This window comes from Methanobrevibacter sp. (genome assembly GCF_017468685.1).
GTDB lineage: Archaea > Methanobacteriota > Methanobacteria > Methanobacteriales > Methanobacteriaceae > Methanocatella.
On sequence record NZ_JAFUHT010000009.1, the window covers coordinates 1 to 21,507 of the forward strand.

The 21,507-nt window shown below is 32.8% G+C and carries 18 protein-coding genes and 1 rRNA gene; 9 read left to right on the forward strand and 10 right to left on the reverse strand.

Translation table 11 applies throughout. The features are described from left to right. Nucleotides 1-140 precede the first annotated feature (140 nt). Both rrf and IJ258_RS01385 read left to right on the forward strand, forming a co-directional pair. Nucleotides 141-258: ribosomal RNA gene (rrf, locus tag IJ258_RS01380) — 5S ribosomal RNA — on the forward strand. A gap of 112 nt (nt 259-370) precedes the next feature. Next, complete coding sequence (locus tag IJ258_RS01385; protein WP_394355649.1) at nt 371-1,372, forward strand: transcription initiation factor IIB; 1,002 nt, start codon at nt 371-373, stop codon at nt 1,370-1,372. 426 nt (nt 1,373-1,798) lie between these two features. On the opposite strand, the gene IJ258_RS01390 is transcribed toward IJ258_RS01385, so the two are convergent. The 4 genes from IJ258_RS01390 to IJ258_RS01405 all read right to left on the reverse strand — a co-directional run bounded on the left by IJ258_RS01390 (nt 1,799) and on the right by IJ258_RS01405 (nt 10,393). Continuing rightward, a complete protein-coding gene (locus tag IJ258_RS01390; protein WP_292801895.1) occupies nt 1,799-3,451 on the reverse strand; it encodes an AarF/ABC1/UbiB kinase family protein in 1,653 nt (550 codons plus the stop codon). A 34-nt stretch (nt 3,452-3,485) separates the two neighbouring features. Beyond that, nucleotides 3,486-5,411 carry an endonuclease MutS2 gene (locus IJ258_RS01395; protein WP_292801897.1) on the reverse strand — a complete coding sequence of 642 codons (1,926 nt, stop codon included), beginning with the start codon at nt 5,409-5,411 and terminating at the stop codon, nt 3,486-3,488. Nucleotides 5,412-5,490: 79 nt separating this feature from the next. Then, nucleotides 5,491-7,905: a U32 family peptidase gene (locus IJ258_RS01400; protein WP_292801899.1), complete on the reverse strand. Its 2,415-nt coding sequence runs from the start codon at nt 7,903-7,905 to the stop codon at nt 5,491-5,493. Further along, on the reverse strand, nt 7,892-10,393 hold the full coding sequence (locus IJ258_RS01405; RefSeq protein ID WP_292801901.1) for a U32 family peptidase: 2,502 nt from the start codon (nt 10,391-10,393) through the stop codon (nt 7,892-7,894). Before IJ258_RS01405 ends, IJ258_RS01400 begins: the two co-directional genes overlap by 14 nt. Nucleotides 10,394-10,862: 469 nt before the next feature. On the opposite strand from IJ258_RS01405, the gene IJ258_RS01410 reads away from it, so the two are divergent. The 4 genes from IJ258_RS01410 to tmk all read left to right on the forward strand — a co-directional run bounded on the left by IJ258_RS01410 (nt 10,863) and on the right by tmk (nt 15,524). Next, complete coding sequence (locus tag IJ258_RS01410; RefSeq protein WP_292801903.1) at nt 10,863-12,428, forward strand: nitrogenase component 1; 1,566 nt, start codon at nt 10,863-10,865, stop codon at nt 12,426-12,428. Between the two features lie 45 nt (nt 12,429-12,473). Continuing rightward, nucleotides 12,474-13,844, forward strand: coding sequence for a nitrogenase component 1 (locus IJ258_RS01415; RefSeq protein WP_292801905.1), 1,371 nt, complete (start codon nt 12,474-12,476; stop codon nt 13,842-13,844). A 22-nt stretch (nt 13,845-13,866) separates the two neighbouring features. Then, the gene (locus tag IJ258_RS01420) at nt 13,867-14,739 is read left to right on the forward strand and encodes a nitrogenase iron protein NifH (RefSeq protein ID WP_292801907.1); all 873 of its coding nucleotides are present in this window, start codon (nt 13,867-13,869) and stop codon (nt 14,737-14,739) included. Between the two features lie 206 nt (nt 14,740-14,945). Further along, nucleotides 14,946-15,524 (forward strand): dTMP kinase, encoded by a 579-nt coding sequence (tmk, locus tag IJ258_RS01425; protein WP_292801909.1) that lies wholly within the window; start codon nt 14,946-14,948, stop codon nt 15,522-15,524. A 120-nt stretch (nt 15,525-15,644) separates the two neighbouring features. On the opposite strand, the gene IJ258_RS01430 is transcribed toward tmk, so the two are convergent. Then, the gene (locus IJ258_RS01430) at nt 15,645-15,827 is read right to left on the reverse strand and encodes a hypothetical protein (protein ID WP_292801911.1); all 183 of its coding nucleotides are present in this window, start codon (nt 15,825-15,827) and stop codon (nt 15,645-15,647) included. 46 nt (nt 15,828-15,873) lie between these two features. Further along, entirely contained in the window at nt 15,874-17,079 is a 1,206-nt protein-coding gene (locus IJ258_RS01435; RefSeq protein ID WP_292801913.1) for a PLP-dependent aspartate aminotransferase family protein, read from the reverse strand. Nucleotides 17,080-17,353: 274 nt separating this feature from the next. Between IJ258_RS01435 and IJ258_RS01440 the strand changes: the two genes are divergently transcribed. The 3 genes from IJ258_RS01440 to IJ258_RS01450 all read left to right on the forward strand — a co-directional run bounded on the left by IJ258_RS01440 (nt 17,354) and on the right by IJ258_RS01450 (nt 18,734). Next, the gene (locus IJ258_RS01440) at nt 17,354-17,620 is read left to right on the forward strand and encodes a rhodanese-like domain-containing protein (RefSeq protein ID WP_292802004.1); all 267 of its coding nucleotides are present in this window, start codon (nt 17,354-17,356) and stop codon (nt 17,618-17,620) included. Nucleotides 17,621-17,736: 116 nt separating this feature from the next. Next, complete coding sequence (locus tag IJ258_RS01445) at nt 17,737-17,961, forward strand: DsrE/DsrF/DrsH-like family protein (protein ID WP_292801915.1); 225 nt, start codon at nt 17,737-17,739, stop codon at nt 17,959-17,961. An 8-nt stretch (nt 17,962-17,969) separates the two neighbouring features. After that, nucleotides 17,970-18,734 carry a carbon-nitrogen hydrolase family protein gene (locus IJ258_RS01450; RefSeq protein ID WP_292801918.1) on the forward strand — a complete coding sequence of 255 codons (765 nt, stop codon included), beginning with the start codon at nt 17,970-17,972 and terminating at the stop codon, nt 18,732-18,734. Between the two features lie 26 nt (nt 18,735-18,760). Here the strand turns inward: IJ258_RS01450 and IJ258_RS01455 are convergent, their stop codons facing one another. Genes IJ258_RS01455 through IJ258_RS01470 form a run of 4 tightly spaced genes read right to left on the reverse strand, consistent with a single transcriptional unit; the run spans nt 18,761 to nt 21,426 of the window. Beyond that, a complete protein-coding gene (locus IJ258_RS01455) occupies nt 18,761-18,967 on the reverse strand; it encodes a hypothetical protein (protein ID WP_366514555.1) in 207 nt (68 codons plus the stop codon). Between the two features lie 3 nt (nt 18,968-18,970). After that, nucleotides 18,971-19,933 carry a tyrosine--tRNA ligase gene (locus IJ258_RS01460; RefSeq protein WP_292801922.1) on the reverse strand — a complete coding sequence of 321 codons (963 nt, stop codon included), beginning with the start codon at nt 19,931-19,933 and terminating at the stop codon, nt 18,971-18,973. Between the two features lie 8 nt (nt 19,934-19,941). Next, complete coding sequence (locus IJ258_RS01465; RefSeq protein ID WP_292801924.1) at nt 19,942-20,985, reverse strand: 60S ribosomal export protein NMD3; 1,044 nt, start codon at nt 20,983-20,985, stop codon at nt 19,942-19,944. A 33-nt stretch (nt 20,986-21,018) separates the two neighbouring features. Continuing rightward, entirely contained in the window at nt 21,019-21,426 is a 408-nt protein-coding gene (locus IJ258_RS01470) for a translation initiation factor IF-2 subunit beta (protein WP_292801926.1), read from the reverse strand. Between the last annotated feature and the right edge of the window lie 81 nt (nt 21,427-21,507).

Here is a 21,507-nt window from a genome sequence, read left to right on the forward strand (position 1 = left end):
TCGATCCCAGTAGTGAAGTCCTTTTGTGTTTTGTTTGTGTACTATGGTTTTCTATGGGAATTTCATTTCGCTGCAAGCCTTTTATATACAAATCTTTACTCTAATTACTTATTATTTTATCATTTTCATAACATAATGAGTATTGCGGTCATAGCATGGGGGTTATACCTGGTCTCGTTTCGATCCCAGTAGTGAAGTCCTTTTGTGTTTTGTTTGTGTACTATGGTTTTCTATGGGAATTTCATTTCGCTGCAAGCTCATTATATTATAATGTACTCTGAATTTATACAACCATCTAAATTTGAAAGTATGTAAAAACTAATTATACTATTTTTATCCTTTTTTAATTAGTTTTGATTGTCGAATACCATTGGAATTTTATTCCTGTCCTGAGGAGGATGATATTATAACAACCAAAACCACCGAAGTTTATCATGAAGTTAGACCGCATGATCTCTTTCATGACAATGAAGTTAAACCTTGTCCTATCTGTAGTTCTACTGAAAGAATAGTTGACGATAGGAAAGCTGAAGTTACTTGTGCCCGTTGCGGATTAGTTTTAGATGAAAACATCATTGACAACGGTCCGGAATGGAGAGCATTTGACCATGACCAGAAGCTTAAGCGTACTAGAGTTGGTGCTCCATCAACTTATGCAATTGCTGATAAGGGTTTGCCTACTGATATTGACAGGCGAAATAAAGACAGTAAAGGCCGTAATATTCCCGAAGCAAATAGGCAGCAATTATATCGTTTAAGAAGATGGAATAAGCGTTTGAGAATTTCTAATGCAAGTGAAAGGAATTTGGCATTTGCTTTAAGTGAACTTGATCGTGAATCTTCCAAGTTAGGCATTCCCCGTTCCATTCGTGAGGATGCTGCTGTGATTTACAGAAAAGCCGCTCGAAATAAGCTCATTCGTGGAAGAAGTATTGAAAGTATGGTTGCAGCTTCAATTTATACTGCTTGTCGACGAAATAATATTCCACGTTCTTTGGAGGAAGTTTCTGAGGTATCAAATATTTCCAAAAAACAAATTGGTAAAAATTACAGGTTTTTGTCAAGAAAACTTAATATTAAATTGAAACCTACTTCACCTATTGATTATATTCCAAGGTTTGCAAGCCTGTTGGATTTGTCTGGTGAAGCTGAATCCAAGGCAATTGAAATTATTAATCAATCAATTAAAAAAGGGTTAAATAACGGTAAAGGTCCTGTAGGTATGGCTGCAGCTGCTTTGTATATATCTTCAATTCTGTTAAATGAAAGAAGAACCCAAAGTGATGTTGCTGAAGTTGCAGGAGTTACTGAAGTGACAATAAGAAATCGTTATAAGGAGTTGTCTGAACAGGTGGATAGTATTATCATCTAATCTATCCAATCATTTTTGTATCATTACCTTGTTCAAATTACTCTTAAGAAAGTTTTCTTTCGCTTCAACACCGGGACTATTTGGAGTAATTATACATAATTCATACACCACGGGGACTGAAACATTTCATCAAGATTCATATCTTGATTATTTTCTATTTTTTTTAAAAGAAATCATTAAATATCATTTTTTACATAATATTATTGTCGTATCATTTTTTGACCAATGCCTACGGTCCTTCTATGAGGGAAGCTTTTGCTGTTGATGATTAGGAGAAACCCAGCATTGGATAGGCTGCCCGTTTCGAGGGTTACTCGAGGAGCGAAGGGTATTCTAGCAATGATTCAAGAGAGTTAGTATACGGGCAAAATTTAATTTAACAAATTTGAAAAAATATATTTTGTATGTTTTTGGTAAAGCATACATTCATTCTCTTTCTATCATATATTGAATAACAAGATATGCACCTAAAACCGCACTGAATACGAAACCAAACAATCCAATTATTGGTATATCGAATAGTGTAGGTCCTTTATCTGCCAGAATTGCAAGTGATGATCCGACAATGATTGCGGATATGATTAATGATACTGATAACTGATTGGTTAGCTCACCGATGCCCATATGTTTCAGGTTAACTTCAAGCTCTCCTTCTTCAAGTTTAGAAATTGTCTTGTTGATTGTATCAGGAAGATCCTTTGCCAAGTGTTCTAGCTGAAGGAAGTAATTCAGACTAGTTTTTGCAACCCTGTCCGGTTTGTATTTATTTAGAATTATTTTATTTGATAATTTTTTAAGTTCTGTTGCTGCATTGAATTTTGGGTTTAATTTCTTACCGGTATCTTCTATAAGTGCAATTCCACGTCCGATCATTACAAATTCTCTTGGAAGAATCACATTATTTTTAACCATTGCATTCAATAAATCTTCCATTAAACCATCCATGTTTTTCAAATCAGCACCATAATAAAGATTCAACAGGTCATTAACATCCTCTTTTAGCTCAGGAGTATTCTGGGCAGGTGTGATAATGCCCATATAAATCAGCTGATTCATGATGTTGTCGGTATTGCCGCTAAGTAAAAGCAAAATCAGTTCTGCCAGATTTGATTTAAAAGTTTCATTCAGGATTCCCATCATTCCTTCATCAATATAGCATAACTTATTGTCTTCAGTTACAATCAGGTTTCCCGGATGTGGGTCTGCATGGAAGAATCCGTCAATCATTATTTGTTTAAAATAAGATTTGACTCCATAATCAGCGATTTTTTTCTTATCGATTTCGGGATATTCTCCTTCCAGTAAATCGCTTACTTCAACACCATTTATCAATTCCATTGTAATTACTTTTGAAGAGCAGTAATCGGTATATGCCTTAGGTATTTTTATATAACTAACTCCTTTGAAGTTTTTTGCAAGATTCTGCATATTCATTACTTCTTCAATGTAATTGAGTTCCTTAAATATGGAACGTTCAAATTCACTGACCATGGCAGGCAAATTGTATGTTCTGGTTTTATAAAGGAACCTGTCTGTTCTTGTTGCCAAAAATTTCATTATCTGAACGTCAGATTTGATTACTTCATATGAATTTGGCTTTTGAACTTTAATAGCAACTTCTTCATTTGTGCTTTTTAAACGAGCCTTATAAACCTGACCGATTGAAGCTGAACCGATTGGGGATTCATCAATTTCAGAATATATATCTTCAATTGGGGATTCCAGTTCATTTTCAATAACTTCTTTAATCTCATCAAATGGGGTTACTGGAGTGTTGTCCCTTAGTTTTTGAAGTTCTTCAGAAATATCCTTGCCGACAAGATCCGGCCTTGTACTTAGCATCTGTCCCAATTTGATATATGCTGGACCTAATTCCTCCAGTACTTTTCTAATTCTTAATGGAACTGATTCATCAGGGAAATATCCTTCTTTTTCAGCTTGATAATTTCTAAGGAATGGAAATTTTTTAAAAAAAGTATTTTCTTCGATTAAATATCCGAAATCATTCTTTTTTAACACTTTATAGATTTCATTTAATCTTTTTATGTTCTCATTTCTAGCACTAGGTTTAACTTTCATTAATTAAAAATAGTAAAAAGTAGTATATGTTTTTTTAGAATTTCTCTAAAATTCTGGCATATACTGCTTTTAAGTCATCATCGGATTTTTCATATATTCTTTTTAGAATTAATTCTGGTGTACTTTTTGCAAGGAAATTCATCTTAGGAGTTCTATCCACAATTAGATTATAGTTTTCATCTAATCCTTTTGCTTCAATACCGTCCACACGAATGTTGGTGTAATTCATCAGTTCCCTTGCCATATGAGTGACAATCACACCGTAAGAATTGGATTCCTTAATCATATCGATGAATGTTGATATTATTTTAACTGCAGCATCAAGTTCTGTGATGCCTTCAAGTTCATCTAATAATACTAACTTTTCACTATTTGTGGTGACGATTGGAATAAACACGTTTAAGAATGATTCAAATGCACCTGCATCAAGGGATCTTTTCTTTGAGAAGTGGTAAATTTCATCAAATAATTTAATTTCCGCTTTTTCTGCACTTACTGGAAGGCCCATCTGTGCCATTATGGAAATTTGTGTCAATGTTTCAAGAAGGGTTGTTTTACCTCCGCTGTTTGCTCCTGTTAGAAGTGCAATATTTTCATCTTGTGTTAATTGATAATCTACTGTTTGAACAAAATCCTTGTCTTTTTTAAGAGCTAACTCTAAATGAAGGGCTCCGGTTAGTTTTATTTCCTCACTGAATTCAGGTCTGCATAAATCATATTCATATGCAAAACTACCTAAACTGAATTCATAATCAAATCTGATTACATCTTCAACTTCAGCAATTGCCTTTTGTTTTATGGAGTTTAGTTCAATAGCTGCAGTTCTTTTAATGTCAAATATATCATTTTCTTTTTGGGATGACTGTTCGAGAGTCACCCTTTGAATTTCTGTTTCATCAATTTGAATAGGATATGTTCTGAGGTACGGATCAAAACTCATCCCAGTTTTTTCCTTAATGATTGCTTTTCGTTTACTGATAATGTCATCAAATATTTTAGTAATCTTTGGAGGGAAGTTATTATTTAATAAATTAAGTATTTCATCTCCTTCAAGATCAACTTGCTTTATGGATTTTTCCAATTCATCATCCATCTCATCTTTAAGTGAAAGAACAAGTTCTTCAATATCAACTTCTCTTTTATCAATAATATTCAATTCATCAATGATTGGAATGATTTCTCCTAAAACACTGTCCTTATTTCTGATTTTTTGGATTTCATGAACTCTTGTAAATAACTCTTTATTTTGAATAAAGAAGTTAATGATTTTTTCAGGAACAATTTCATAATCATTATCTTCAATATTGATCATTATTACATTGGGCATGCCTTCAAAATCAAGAATTCCCTGTGAATAAACATAAAAAACTAAATCATAGTTCATCATTTCTTCTTTAAGAAGTGGGGAATCACTAGCGGTGAGAATTGGGTAATATTGGTTAAGTCCTAAATCAGTAAGATAGGAATTGTCTTCGGCACTTTCAACAAGAATAACTTTGCTTGGATCATATTCGGGTTTAACTTCTTCAACTTCTTTCAAATTTTTCATTAAACCTCTTAATTTAATGATTGGAAGCTGAGAAACATGCTCTTTGGCATTCATTACAAAATCAAGTTTTGAATTAATTTTTCCAATGTCTTTTGAGGGAGAAAGCAATAGGATACGATTTTTGGAATAGCTGGTGTTGGAATATGCCAAAATCTTATTGATGATGTCTTCATAAAGCTCCATGGCACGGTCACTTTTGATAAACTCATACTCAGGATTATTTAACAGTTGATTCATTATTTCAATTGCTTTTCTCTGGCTTATTCCATCAACTGCCGCTATTTTTTCAACATCAACATTATCAACTATTTTTTGGAGTGCATCTTCTCCTCCAACACTATTAATGATTTTTTCAGAGATTTTATCTCCTATTCCTTTAATGTTTTGCAATGTAATTCTTTCTCCTTGCATTTTAACCAAACCCTTTTTGTAAATATAATCTCTATAAATAGTATATATTCAAACTTTGCTGAGAGCATTTGAAAAGTAATCAGAAATTAGCAATCGTATTTTTCAGACTGTATTTTTGAAGTTCTTTTTCATTAATATTGTCATTCAATGCTTCTCTGTAAACATCAATGATTTTATAATAATCATCTTCTTTATATCTTCCATCTATTGAAAAATTACAGTAACCGATGTCTTTTAAGTGATTAACTTTTTTAAGTAGCGAAAGTTCGCTGTCATTAAATATAATCAGTTCCTCATTGGAAATGCTTTTATGAATCGGATATTTGTTATTGTTTCTATCAATCAGGTAATTATCATATTTTTTAACTTCATTTCCATATAATAAATCATATCTTGTTTTCATAAGCTCAACAGAACCATGAACCATCATCTCAAGTTTTTCAGGACTTTTGCAATATCTTATAATGTCCTCATAGTCACTATGGTTAAGCTCAACTGATAATGTTAATATCTTATAGTTTTTAAGGCTGCCTATTGCATAATTGTTTGTGAGATTCATGGAATAGGAACAATACTCAGCATTAAAACTATTGCTCATAATAGGTAAGGAATAGTGCATCTTATTCAGTATTCCTCGAACCTTATTGAATGCCCTGATTAGCTTGTCATGGGTAATGTCTGGCCATTTCCAAATCAGCTCATAATCCTTGCCGTAGGATATTTCCAAAGCTTCCTTAAGGAAATTCACCATATAACTTATATTGTAATTTTCCTCTCTAAGAATTAGGGAGTCATCAGGATGAGGAATTTCCAGATAAACCCTTTTAACATTATCCAAATTTCTCAAATGGTTTAAATTAGTAGTATAAAATGAAAAGTTAACCTCATGATTTTCAATTTCAGTTTCAACCCTATTTAAACTGATTTTTTTTCTTTTACGCTGATAGGATTTAATCACTTCTGATTCAAGTTTTTCAAATAAATTCCTTCGAAGTTCATTAAGTTTGCTTATGGGAATAAACAGTGATCCGTCATAATTGACATTTATTTGTGTGATTTCAAATGGGTAATTGTCAACCTTTGAAAGCTGCTTTCTGACAGTGTCTGTACTAACACTTTTCTTTAAAGGCTTTTCAAAAGTAGTGTTTCCCTTAACTTCTGCTTCAATGACTTTTCTATTTGCGAGAGTCAATCGGGATTTTAAAACAGGGTACTTGTTTTTCAATGAAAATGTGAGGATCAATTTTGATTTTACATAACTTGAGCCGTTGCTTTCAATTTCCTTAACTTTCTTGGATAACCTGTTTCTCTTTGTCAGGTATACATCAGATTCATTTAAGTTAAAATCACTTTTCTTGTTTTGTCGAACCCTTTTTACAATTAACACTTTATTTTTACGGGTTAAATCTTTAACCTGCTTGAATTTATCCTTGTTGAAATGATTTAAAGTGGTGACTATTGGATTTTGAGATATTTCCAATCCGTAATCGTTATTGTTTTTGACAATAAGCAAACCATCTCCCTTTTCAGGAATACTTGTTATATAGTCATGTAATCTTATTGCGATTTGATTTTTGCTGCTTTTAATGACTCTCCCTATCTTCAAACCTGTATGTCCTGGACGAATGCTTCTTTTGGATGTGTTCATGAACTGGCCTTCACTGAATCCTCTATTGAAAACAAGACTGATTTCTTCACTACTGCTTGTTTTTCCGCTTTTCAGTTTGTTCAATGCTTTTCTGTAATTGCTTATGACAATGGCAAGGTATTCCTTGCTGCGCATTCTACCTTCAATCTTGATGCAGTGTATTTCTGATTCGCTAATTTCCTTTAGCTGATTAAACAGGCTCAAGTCACATGGTGATAAATAGTAATCATGCTTTTTGATTCCATCGATTCGGTATTTCTGTCGACAAGGTTGAGCACAGGTTCCTCTGTTGCCGCTTCGACCTCCCTTAAAACTGCTCATTAAACATTGTCCTGAGTATGAATAGCATAATGCTCCATGAGCAAATACTTCAAGTTCCATATTTGTTTTAATATTTTGAATTTCTTCTTTTCTCATCTCACGTGGAAGAACAACACGTTTAACTCCTTTGCTTTCAAAATAATCTAGTTTCAATTGATTTTCAATTGTCATTTGTGTTGAAGCATGAATCTTCAAATCAGGCAAGTATTCATTAATCAGTTCTATCAGTCCTAAATCCTGAACCAAAACGGCATCAACACCAATCGCATGTAGGTGGGTTAAATAATTCAGGACATTGTCCAATTCTCTTTCTTTAATTATGGTATTCACAGTCACGTAAACCTTAACATTATGCATGTGTGCAGTGTTTACTGCTTCACGGATTTCATCTAATGTGAAGTTCTCTGCAAACTTGCGAGCACCATAATTTTTCCCGGACAAATAAACGGAACTTGCACCTGCATTAATTGCAATCTTCAAATGTTCCACAGATCCGACAGGAGCAAGCAATTCAGGAATTCTCATGTAATCTACCTTCAATATAATTGCCCTTATTAATGTAAGACTGTGAAAAATCCATAATCTGGTATTTATACTTGGTTAGTTCATCCTGATTTTTTCCATTAAGACTTTCATTATATATGGATAAAATCTGGGAGGTGTACTGTTCATTTGAGTATCTGCAGTCCAGAATCAATGAATCCAATCCCAATTCCTTAATTTCATTCATCTCTTCAATCAGACATAAGCAGTCCTTATTGATGATGTGGCTCTGTCTGTTATAGTCAAAGAAAATTTTATATTTGAATTTTTTCCTTTTTTTATCCTCAAGGATAGCATAATCAGCATCATTTGAAATTATGAAATCCTTGCCATCATTCAGATTGGTGAAATCATCCTTACTTACAATAACTTCCAGGTTTCCATTAACAATCATTTCCAAATCAATATTCCTGTCATGATTCTTATGCACCAGTTCCTGTATTTCATCTCCTGATAACTCAGAGGATAATATCAGTGATTTGAATCCTGATTCATTTAAACTGCGCACGCAAAAGCTGTTCCAAACATTTAAATTGTGATTGCCGTAAATAGGACAGTCAAAGATTTCACTCATGCCCGGAAAATCGCCCATGACAGAAATGATGATTCCCTCATTTTCAAGTTCCTTGACAATCTCATTGCATTTGAGAGCATCTTCCTGTGAAATAAATGATGATAATACCCAAACGAACTCGGTTGGAGATGCCATTAAACTACCCTGCTTTAAGGTTTCCTTAATGTTTGTGAAATAATCCTCAGGATTATTATAATGGCAGTTGCCGTCAAAGTAAATGCGTTTCAAATCAAAACCTGAAGCGGCTCTAATCTGTGAAATGTCATCAATGAAAATTGACAGTTTAGGGGATTTCCTTTTAGGTTTATCTTTAATGTTATCATAATCATCAAAGAATTTGCTTAAATCCTTTCTAACTTTTTTAACAGACTTCTTGGTAGGAGTGTAATGATTAAGCAATAAATCAGTAGCATTATCCAAAATTTCACGTCTGATTTGATTGATTTCGCGGATAGGTATGAATATGTCCTTTGGCATATTGTTAAACCTAATATTATTGATATAAAATGGTGTTTGACCAGTTTTTTCAAGCTGTTTTGTAATTATTTCTTCAGTTACTGGTTTGTTTTTTGCTTTTTCAAACTTGCCTAAGCATTTATGACGGAAATTAATCAATTCATCATCAATGTGGAATTCAACCTTTGTAAATAGATTTAAATCCTCATCCCAGGTTAGGGATAAATTGATTCCCACATTATTTCTGATGGTTTCCTTTTCAAACTGCTTTAAGTATTCATGTGTTGATTTTGAATAACTGATGAAAACTTCGGTTCCGACTTTAACAAGACGTGTAGTGTCAATGACAATTTCATTTTCATCCTGTTTTATGATGTTTTCAAGATAAATTCCTTTAATCTTGCCGTTGTACTTGAAAGCGATTCCATCTCCAGGCTCTAAAATGACTGGGATTTCATGGTTTTTAACTTCTATTGTAACTTTGGTCCCATCAATATCTACAATATCTCCGATATATAGTCCTTCATGGCCTGAGTGGCCTCTGCCCATAACATCTCCGGGCTTGTCGCCCATCATGTATCCGTCAGTGAACTGGCGATTGAAAACAAGGTGTAAATCTTTTTTGTAATCTCCGGGATTTCCATCAATAATGTTTCTGTAACTGTTGACGATTGTTCCTATATAATCTCCGGATTTCATCCTGCCTTCCAGCTTTAATGATTTGACTCCGGCATCGGAAATTTCATTTAAATGATTATAGGTAGCAAGATCATGAGTGGATAGGAGGTAACCGTTTCCAATATTATATCCTCTGTATTTTAAACGGTATTCTCGTCTGCATGGTTGAGCACAAGCTCCACGGTTTCCGCTACGACCACTATTGTATGAGGACATGTAGCATTTTCCGCTGACACAATAGCATAATGCACCATGGCCGAACACTTCAATGTCCATATTGATATTGTCCTCTTTTAATCTCTGAGTAGTCTCCTGGATTTGCGGGATAGTCACTTCTCTTGGAAGAACAACACGTTTAATATTGTTTTTGCCAGCCCATTTAATTGAAGCATAATTGTTTAATCCCATCTGTGTTGAAGCATGAACTTCCAAATCTGGAATGAATGTTTTCAAAAGCCATATTAATCCGAAATCCTGAACAATAACTGCATCCACTCCAATTTGGTATAATTTAAATAGATATTGCAGAACATCAACAATTTCAAAATTATTAATTAATGTATTAACTGTTACATGGACTTTTGCCCCATTTAAATGAGCATAATTGACTGCTTTTTTGATTTCTTCTATGGTAAAGTTTTTAGCATATGCTCTAGCTCCATAATTTTGCCCAGCTATATAAACTGCATTAGCACCGGCATTTACTGCGATTACTAATACATCATAAGAACCTGCAGGAGCCAATAATTCCTCTAAAACCATTTTATTTTTACACCTTGATTGTTTATTCATAATTAACTTTGTTTAATTTGGTATTTAAAAATACTCTAAAACCGTAACATTTATATACTAGAATTATCTACCTTATTACTACCAGACTAATTTTTATAACAATAGTTATAAAAAAGTTTACAAAATGATATGGAAGGTGTAAAAATTATGTGTAGATGTATAATAATGGTTCATAAATGTTGTCACATGTGTATGCCTTTAGTCATGCGTATGTAAAATTTTTTTATAAATGCAATTACTATTGTTGAATATTTAATCTTTAAAAATATTTTCCATTTTAATGTCTGTCTTATTTTTTTGGAATATACTGATTTTTAATGGGATTTATTCAATTGAACTTTTATGAGGAGTTTGATTATTATTTTAACAATTGTTAGAGAGTAGTATGTTTGATTATGAAATATAACAATTGTTATATTTATTATAGGAAGGTGTAAATATGGTTAATGGACATGGTGGACATCATGGAAATGGATCATGTAGAAAAAATAAAATTAAAAGAATACTTGATTTAGATAAGGATACTTGTCCTAACAGGGAACAACGTGCCAATGGTACAAATGTTTACTATGGGAAAGCATCTGAACTATTACAAGATGCAAAAGAAGGAAAAATTACAATTCCTGATAGAAAATTCCAGCAATCTGGTGGATGTGTTTTGAATTTCTATCTATCAAACAGAGTAACAACTATTCGTGATTCTGTTACAATATTTAATGCTCCTGTGGGATGTTCTGCAGGATCATTAGGATATCGTGAATTGTATAGAGGAATTCCAGAATCATTGGGTAGAACTAATGAGTATAACAATGCTTGGTTGACAACAAATCTCCAACAGGATGATGTTGTTTATGGAGCCTCTGAAAAATTAAGGGATGCTATATTAAAAGCTGAAGAACGTTATAACCCTCAGGCAATATTTATATTGACATCCTGTACAACAGGTATAATTGGTGAAGATATTGAAGGAACAGTTGATGAAGTTCAACCAGAAGTAAATGCAAAAATTGTTCCTATTCATTGTGAAGGGATAAGGAGCAGACTTGTGCAAACTGGTTATGATGCATTTTGGCATGCTGTTTTAAAATATTTGGTTAAAGAACCTGAGAAAAAACAAGAAGATCTTGTGAATGTTGCGAGCATGTTGTCATACACTTGGCAGGACAGGCTTGAAATAAAAAGATTGCTTGGAAAATTAGGCTTGAGAGTAAATTTCATTCCTGAATTTGCAACTGTTTCTGATTTTGAGCAATTATCTGAGGCAGCTGTAACTGCTCCGATTTGTCCTACATACACAGATTATCTTTCAAGAGGATTGGAGCAAAAATACGGGGTTCCATATTTCCTTTATCCTTCTCCAACTGGAATTTCAAGTACTGATGAATGGTTAAGAAACATTGCAAAATACACTGGCAAAGAGGATGAAGTTGAAAAATTAATAGAGGAAGAACACAAGATTTGGAAACCTAAACTTAAAGCAATTCAGGATGAATTTGTAAGTTTGAGGAAAAATGGCGAAAAGCCAACAGTTTTAGGTTCTCTTGGTCAGGGAAGATTAGTGTCACAAATGCCGTACTTTGATGAGTTAGGTTTAGCAACTCCTGCAGCAATGGCACAGGACTTTGATGATTTATTAATTGAAGAACTTGAAGATATCATTGAAAAAAGTGGAGATTTCCAATTGATGGTTAATACATTCCAAGCTGCCGAACAAGCTAATGTAACAACTAATTTGGATCCTGATTTGACATTAACATGTCCATTCCAAGGGGGAACTTGGGAAAGAGACAATAATGTAACTAGAATTCACTCATTAAGGGGAGATCCTGAACCTACTAGTGCTCAATCAGGTTATGCTGGAGCAATAGCATTTGGTAACTTCTTGTTACATGCATTTAAAAATAAATCTTATCATAAGACTTTGGCTGAAAAAACTGAAAAAAGTTATAAAGACTGGTGGTATGAACAGGATAATCCTTTATACTACTTAAATGAAGGTAAATAATTTAATGGATATTATTTAGTTCTTAAAATTTATGGGGGTGATTAATTGTCTAGTGAAAACACATTAGAAAATAAATCCGGAATTGATACTAATGTATCATATTTTGAAAGAGAAGCGGTTGAAGCACCGAGATACAGTTGTGCTCTTGCAGGTGTATATGGGACAACTCTGGGAATAAGAGGCGGTATTCCAATCCTTCATTCAGGTGCAGGATGTGGGGTAGGTCAGCTATTCGGAACATTATATGCTGGCGGAGAATCTGCAGGAGGAAATGAAGGGGGAACAAGTACTCCTTGTTCCTGTCTTGTAGAAGAACATGTGATTTTAGGAGGTGAAGAAAAACTTAGAAACTTAATTGAATCAACTATTGAAATAGCTAACGATGAATTATTTGTTGTAACTTCAGGTTGTGTTCCATCATTAATTGGTGATGATGTTGATCAAGTTGTTGATGAATTTAGAGATAAAGCGGCAGTAATTCATGTTAATGCACCAGGATTTAAAGCAAATTCTCCAGAAGGATATAATCTGTTCTGGGACGCAATTATCGATCAATTATTGCCTGATGAAGCAGGAGATGTTGAGGAAAAAACTGTTAATATTTTCGGAATTGTTCCATACAATCATGTTTACTGGAAAGGAGATTTATTAACTATCAAAAATTTATTAGGGTCAATTGGTATTAAAGCTAACATAATCTTTTCAGAAAAAAATGGTTTAGATCATATTAATCAAATACCTCAAGCTGAATACAATATTGTGGTAAATCCTTGGTTAGGTGTTAGGGCTGTAGAAAAGTTAGAAGAAAAATATGGCACTCCATTTATTAAATTCCCAAATGTTCCAGTAGGTGCAAAACAAACTGCAGAATTCTTGAGAACAGTTGGTGAAAAAATTGGAGTTCCTGAGCAAACAGTAGAAAATTTCATTTCTCAAAAAGAAGATTGGTATTATAGATTATTAGAATATCCTGGCGATGCAATCATTTTGGTACGTCCAAATTCATTTTATGCTGTTGCTGCTGAAAGTAGTTATGCAATCGCATTTACAAAATTTTTGGCTAATGAACTTGGTTATTTGCCGGATATAATTCAGATAACTGATAATCCTCCGATTGAAGTTAGGGAAGAAATTATATCAGAAATTAGAAATAATCTTGACACTGTTGTTCAACCGGACATAATATTTGAAGCAGATACTTACAAGATTAGAAAAAATCTGGAAGATAGGCCATTCTTATTCCTATTTTCAAGTTCAATTGAAGCACCGACTTCCATTGAAGATTATAATGCTTTGCATATTCCAATTTCATATCCAATTTACAATAGGGCAGTGCTAGCTAAACATTACGGTGGATATGAAGGTGGTTTAACAGTAGTTGAAGATGTAGTAAGCGGATTTGTAGGTCCATTATAAAAAAATTAAAGGAGGTAAGTTAATGACAAAGCAAATTGCAATTTATGGAAAAGGTGGTATTGGAAAATCCACCACAACATCAAATCTATCAGCAGCACTATCAGATTTGGGGTATAGTGTAATGCAGATTGGTTGTGATCCTAAAAATGATTCCACAACAACCTTAAGAAAAGGAAAATCAATTCCAACTGTTTTAGATACTGTTAGAAAAAGATCCAGTGATTTGGATAATCTTGTTCATGAAGGATATAATGGTATTTATTGTGTTGAAGCTGGAGGTCCTGAACCAGGAGTAGGGTGTGCTGGAAGAGGGATTATTGCAGCTATTGAATTATTAAATACAAATGGAATCATTGATGAATACAATCCTGATATAATCATTTATGATGTGTTAGGGGATGTTGTATGTGGTGGTTTTGCAATGCCTATTCGTAAAGGAATTGCTGATCAGGTTTATACTGTGACCTCCTCTGATTATATGGCCATTTATGCCGTGAACAACTTGTTTAAAGGAATTCTAAAATATTCTAATAATGGTGGCGCACTACTCGGAGGTGTTATAGGTAATTCAATTAAATCTCCTCTTCAAGAAGATATGATTAGAGATTTCACTAAAGAAACTAACAGTGATGTAATCAAATTTGTTCCAAGGTCTCCTACGGTTACTCGTTGTGAGTTAGATGGTGTAACAACAATTGAAGGAGCACCTGATTCTGCTCAAGCAGAGGTCTATAGGGACCTTGCAAGAAGAATAATTGATAATAAAAATAAATTTTTACCAACTCCATTTGATAATGATGATTTGTCAGAATGGGCATCTGGTTGGATAAATCAGTTATTGTTGAATCAGAAAATCGAAATTGATAATGTACATGAAGGAAGTTCGGGGATTTAATCCTTAACTTCCATTAAATTAAACACGAAATAGAAAATTATCTGCCAAAATTTAAAAATTCATATTTTATCGATGAAACACGTTTACATTGTCTTTCAAATGGTGTGAGTAGTTAATAGCATGTATCTCCTCTAAATTTAATCAAATTTTAACTACTCACACATCAACCTCTACTTTTAAATAATATTTTTTCCAAATTAATTTTTATGTATATAGTTTTTGAAGGAATTGATGGTGCAGGAAAATCAACTCAAATTCAGATGTTAAAAGAATGGCTGGAAGCTAACGGTTTTCGAGTTGAAACAATGGTTGAGCCGACAGATTCTGAAGTCGGAAAATTAATTAGAAAAATCTTGCAACGTCCAGATGCAACAACAGATAGGATTCAAAAAACTTTAGGACTACTTTTTGCAGCAGATAGGATGTTGATAATGGATAAATTGGAAGATGAGTCAAAAATAATTATTTCAGACAGATCATTTATTTCATCTCTTGCTTATCAGGATCCTGCTGAATGGATTGAAATTTTAAACAGGTATGCTAAAAAGCCGGATTTATTGTTATTGCTGGATTTGGATGTTAAAAAGTCTGTTGCAAGAACATCTGGTGAAGATACTTTTGAAAACGAGGAGTTTTTAGCTACTGTTAAAGAAAACTATTTAAACTTAGTTGAAAATTATGAACATAAGATTATCGATGCAAATAATGGTGTAAATAAGGTGTCTTCAGATATTAAAAAAGCAGTAGCACCATATCTTGGAATTTGTCCGGATTGTATTCTGTGATGTATGCTTGTTATTATTTATATGTAAATTTCAAATTTTAATTAATTTTAATTTAAAATTCACTTCATTAAATGATGTTTAATTTAATTTTGATAAAAATAATTACTCATTTTTTTCAATTTAAATTATTTCAAAACAAATAATAAAAGAGGTTTTTAAACCCCCTCCTATTTCATTTAGATTTTCAATTTGTTTATTGAAATCAATCAATTTACAGGCAACACCTTCAAGGTATGGAATATATGCTGTTGATGGCTCATGTTTACATATGGTTAAACATTTTCCACATCCATCACAACTCATTGAATCTAAAAACAATTAGTCATTAACAATACTTAACGCTTTGAACTTATATTTTACTAAATAATCCTGTTTTTTCTAATGCTTGGCGTAAATCTTCTATTATATCTTCCACATCTTCTATTCCAACAGAAAATCTGAAAAATCCATTATGGAACTCTTTAGGGTATAAATATTGTCTTTCATCATCTTCTCCTATGAATACAATTAAACTTTCATCATGGCCTAATGAAACAGCTGAAGTTATGATTTTTAAATGGCTCACAAATTCATTGTGTTTGTCATGATTGGCTTTCAATCCAAATGCAATCATTCCACCATATCCATTAAACATTTGTTTTTTGGCTATTTCATGTCCTTTGTTTGATTCAAGTCCTGGATATGATACAAAACTTATATTTTCCTGTGATTCTAACCATTCCGCTACTGCTTGTGCATTTTCATTATGGGCTTTCATTCTTAAAGGTAGTGTTACAGAGCCTCTCATAATCAGCCATGCATTAAAAGGACTAATTGTTGCTCCTAAATTAACTTGTGACTGTTCTCTGATTGGTGTTAACAGTTCTTTGTCATTGGCTATTATTGCTCCACCCATTGAGTCTCCATGTCCGTTAATGTATTTGGTTAAACTTTCGATTACATAATCTGCTCCTAACTCAAGAGGGCGTTGGTTAAATGGAGATGCAAAGGTGTTGTCTACTGAAAGAAGTGCACCATGTTCATGGGCTATTTTTGCAATTTCTTCAATGTCAGATATTCCAATTGTAGGATTTCCCGGAGTTTCTATATGGATTAATTTTGTTTTGTTGGTTACTGCTTTTTTTATTTCTTCAATATCGGTTGTATCAACAATTGTGGTCTTTACTTTAAATTTTTCATTAAATAATTCATTTAATAGTCTATAAGCTGCAATGTAAGTTACATTGGAGAATACAACATGGTCTCCACTTTCCAATAATGAAAAGAATAATCCTGAAAGAGCTCCCACTCCACTTGCAAGAACTATAGCATCTTCACCATTTTCCAAATTTGCTATTTTCTCTTCCAGATATTTTTGATTTGATCCTCCATTTCTGGTATATAGTATGCTATCTGCACTACTCCAGTTGATGTTTGTCGGGTCATAGGGTAATTCATAACTGTTTCCCATGGTTATTGGACGTTTAATTGCATTTGTTTCTTTGTCTACATCATTTCCACTGTGCACAGCACGTGTTTGAAATCCAAGTTCTTTTCCATATTTTCTTTTTTTCATGATTTTTACCTAAAGTTTAATTATGAATTATTTTGAAATTTACAATATATAACTATTGTTATATTTTCAAAATGTTTATATAATATGTGGAAGAATATCTAATTTGATGAAAAAATAACTATTGTTATATTTTTATATTATCTTTTTCATTGCTCGGCGAATCAAAAGAAGTGATGAAAATGGTAAAAATAGTAAATACAAAAGACTTGTTAGAAAAAGACTAACAAAACATTCAAATAATCGATGTTAGATATGAAGAAGCATTTTTGGAAAAATTGAAAACTCAATAAACATCCCTCATTCAGAGCTAACGTACAATTTAGAACAACTTGATAATGCAAAAGAGATTATTGTGTATTATAAGACTGGTGAGAGAAGTGATGATACTACAGAAGAGCTAATCTCTTGGGGTTATGAGGCATTTAGTCTTGAAGGTGGTTTTAATCAATATTGGGAATATGTCAAAAATTTAATGGCTGTTGAGCTTGATGTCAAAGGCCAGTTGTGTCCGGGTCCAATAATTCAAATTGCAGACATTTGAATATTTTGAGAAAGCCTGAAAAAGTAAGTGTCAAAATACTCTAATTGAAAAAACATTTGGATTCATGATGCCTAGGGGCACTAAAAAATTAGGATTGTCAAAATGAATATGGTGGAATGGGTGCAAAAATTATTAGGTCTATAATGAATCAAAAGGTGATACTGTCTCTTGAAGAGTTAATTGAAAGTGCAAAAAATCACGCTTTTCGCATTGTAGCCTGTCTAATGTCAATGAATATACTGGGAAGTTATCAAGAGGAATTAATTGATGGTGTTGAACTGGGTGGTGTTGCTACATTCATTGGTTCTTGGGAGAAAAGTGATATGAGTTTATTTATTTAGGTGGTATTTTGAAAATAGCTCTAGGACAAATGAAAATCTCAAAAAATATTGAAGAAAATTATAATAAATCAATTGAGTTTATTAAAAAAGCTAGTGAAAATAATGCAGATTTAATTTGTTTTAGTGAGCTTCAGTTATCTCCCTTTTTTCCACAATATCAAAAGAAAGATGTAAGTGAATACTTGATGCCATATGATTCTAAATACATTAGGGGTATTCAGGAGGCATGTGCAAAATATGAAATATATGCTTCACCAAATTTATACGTTCGCCAGAACGGTAAAAATTATGACATGAGCTTTTTAATTAATGATTATGGTGAAATCATTGGTAATCAAAAGATGGTCAATATAGCAAACAACAAATATTTTTATGAGAAATATTATTATTTTCCTGGTGAAGATGGTTTTAATGTTTTTGAAACTAAATTTGGAAAAATTGGAATTGTGGTCTGTTACGATAGACATTTTTCAGAAAGTATTCGCCAAGAAGCATTAAAAGGAGCTAATCTAATTTTAATACCTACTGCAAATGCGACCTTTGAAGACACAGAGCTATTCAAATGGGAAATTAGGGTTCAAGCATATCAAAATAATGTGAATATTGCAATGTGTAATAGGGTTGGCCGAGAAAATAATATGAATTTTTGTGGTGAATCATTAATTTGCGATTATTCTGGAAAAACAATTGCTGTGGGTTCAAGCAATGAAGAAATCATATATGGTGATGTAAACATCGAAAACAGTAAAAATAAAAATTTTTTGAAAATATAATTATAAAAAATAAGTTTGGGAGAAGATTATTCTCCTTGTAATTGTTTTAATCTTTCTTTAATTTCATTTTCCAAAAATTCTTTTGCTTTTACAAGCTCGTCATATTCTCCGATAATTTTTGGACCAAATTCAGTTTGCTCCAATTTAATGTCGAACTTTTCAAAGGCATGTGCAAGCATTTTTTCACCAACACCATTTGGCAAACCCATTTCGTATTCTTGTTTTTCTTCCACCATTTAATTTTCCTCCATGTATTCTCTTACAGGAGCAAAGAATTCAATTAAGAAGTCTTTAATTCCATTTTTCAAATCCATTGGATGTAAGTTGCCTTCGCTGAAGTCTTTAATCAGTTCATCATGAGTCAATTCAATATCTCCACCGAATTTTTCAGGCCTTTTGATGAGTAAAGTATCTTGATTTGGGAAAACAAAGGTTTCTGCAATTTCAATCATTGGATTTCCTTCAACTTCTCCTTGCGGACAGAAACTTTTCTTGATTTTTTTAGTGATTACTTCAACGCTGTCATCTACAGCAATGTAGTTTCCTTTACTTGATGACATTTTAGCATCGCCGTCAAGACCATGTAATAATGGTGTATGAATACAAACAGGTACATTTTCACCTATTTTTTCTAAGTTTTCACGTGCTAACATTTGGATTTTTCTCTGTTCCATTCCGCCAAGAGCAATATCAACTTCTAAAGCAGCCATATCCACGGTCTGCATGATTGGATAAATTACACTTGCCACTTTTGGGTTGTCATCAGCACGGCTTACTTGATCCATACTTCTTCTTGCTCTTTTTAAAGTAGTCATGGTGGCCAATTGGTAAACTTTATCTGTATAATCTTTATCTAATTGGAAGGATGAACCTAAAACATATTCAGTAGTTTCATCCAGACCTAATGCCTGGAAACATTTTTTATTGTATTCAGCAGTTTCAGCTATTTCTTCAACGGTTCCTTTTCCATTTAAAAATGCATGGTAATCTGCTAAAAGAATCTTAATTTTAAATCCTAATTTTTGGAGTTGTTTTAATTTTTGTACAGTTACAGCGTGTCCCAAATGGATTTTACCTGAAGGTTCATAACCTGTATAAGCTATAGGTTGGTCTTTTTCAAGCACTTCTTTCAGCTCATCAGTATCTATAACTTCCAGGGTTCCTTCTTCAATCAATTGAATCTTTTCTTCAATGTTCATTTTATCACTTAGTTCAATAAATAAATGTAATTGTCAATTTTAATAAGTTTGATTTCGTCTCCAATATTGTAGTCAGCAAATTCCTCTTTCATTTCCAAATCAACTGCGGAATAATCGCTTGGATCTAGAATTTGTATGATGCTTGGAGATTTTGAAATGATTGTGGTTGTCTCTATTTCATCAGATTTTTTAACAAGTTCAATGTCTTCCATGTTCTTCATTGGAATGTTGTGCTTTTTGGCTGTTGAAATGTCAACTCCAACAACACTATTTTTGCCGAGACTATTTACCTGCATGGTTTTGTCTTCAAATTTAATGAAATCATCAACTTCAAATTCAGGGATTCTTACTGAAATCCAGACTCTGTAAAGACCTTTTCCTGTGGATTTGTCTTCGCTGATAAGTCTTGGAGATTCTTTAATTATTCCTCCAAATTCCTCTTTAAGTGCTTCAGCTACTTTATGGCCGGTTTTGAATGATCCAATATAATAATCATAGCCTTCTTTTAGTTTAGCTATTTGAGGACAATATGCCAATTTGTCTTTTTTTGACTGTTTGACTAAAGTCCTTTCAACAATTTCATCGGCTTTAGCATATTCTTCAGGTTTTATTTCTCTTTTGTCTGCTCTGAACTGTATAACAGTTTCGTAATAACCTGATTGTACTTTACTGCATGTCGGACAGACTGTCTTTAGGATTTTAACTTCACTTTCATGAGTTTCTTCAATCTGAGTTCCATGAACTTCTCCGATAACTTCAACATAACACTCTGCCAGTGTGCCTTTCATCTGGTCGATTTCAAGGTTTATGATTTCATTTTCAACTTCATCAGCAATTTTAATGTTTCTTTCCAGTGCACGGTATATGATTTCTTCTTCGGGAATGAATTCATCACTCCATTTTCCCTCTTCAAGTTTACTATTGCAGTGGCTACAGATTTGAACTTCAATTCTTTCCGGTATTTCAATCATCTGAAATTCTTTTAAAAAACAGTCAATACAGACGTCTCCAACCATTTCCTTATCTGTACTTCCGCACTCTGGACAAAACATATTATCAATAAAAAATAGGTAAAAAAAGTAGAATTATAATGATTTTAAAGGTGCTGTTGCACCGCATGCAGCACATTTAAGTAAGAATATTCTACCTTCTCTGATAATTCTTGTATCTGGTCTGTTACATTCGTGACAAATAACGTATTTGTCTACGTAATCTTCAATTCTTTCATTAATTAAATAATGAGTAAATTTACCTTGTAAGATTGCTCTTTGACCTTCAATATTTCCTGCAGTACCTAATTCTCTCATCAAGAATTTTAATAAATGTTGAGGGTCTCTGTTTAAACCTTCTGCAACATCTTTAAAGTTTTTAATAAAAGTTCTATTACCTTGGATATCTGAATAAGCTTTAGGAATTTTGAATCTTTTGTGTTCAAATACTTCAGGAGGTAATTGGTCTATTGCTCTTTCTAATAAATCTTCATAATTATCCATAATTATCTCTCCTAATGAAATTAGTATAAGTATAATATATTAAATTTGGTTTTAATCATTTATTAATGTATTGTTAATGGG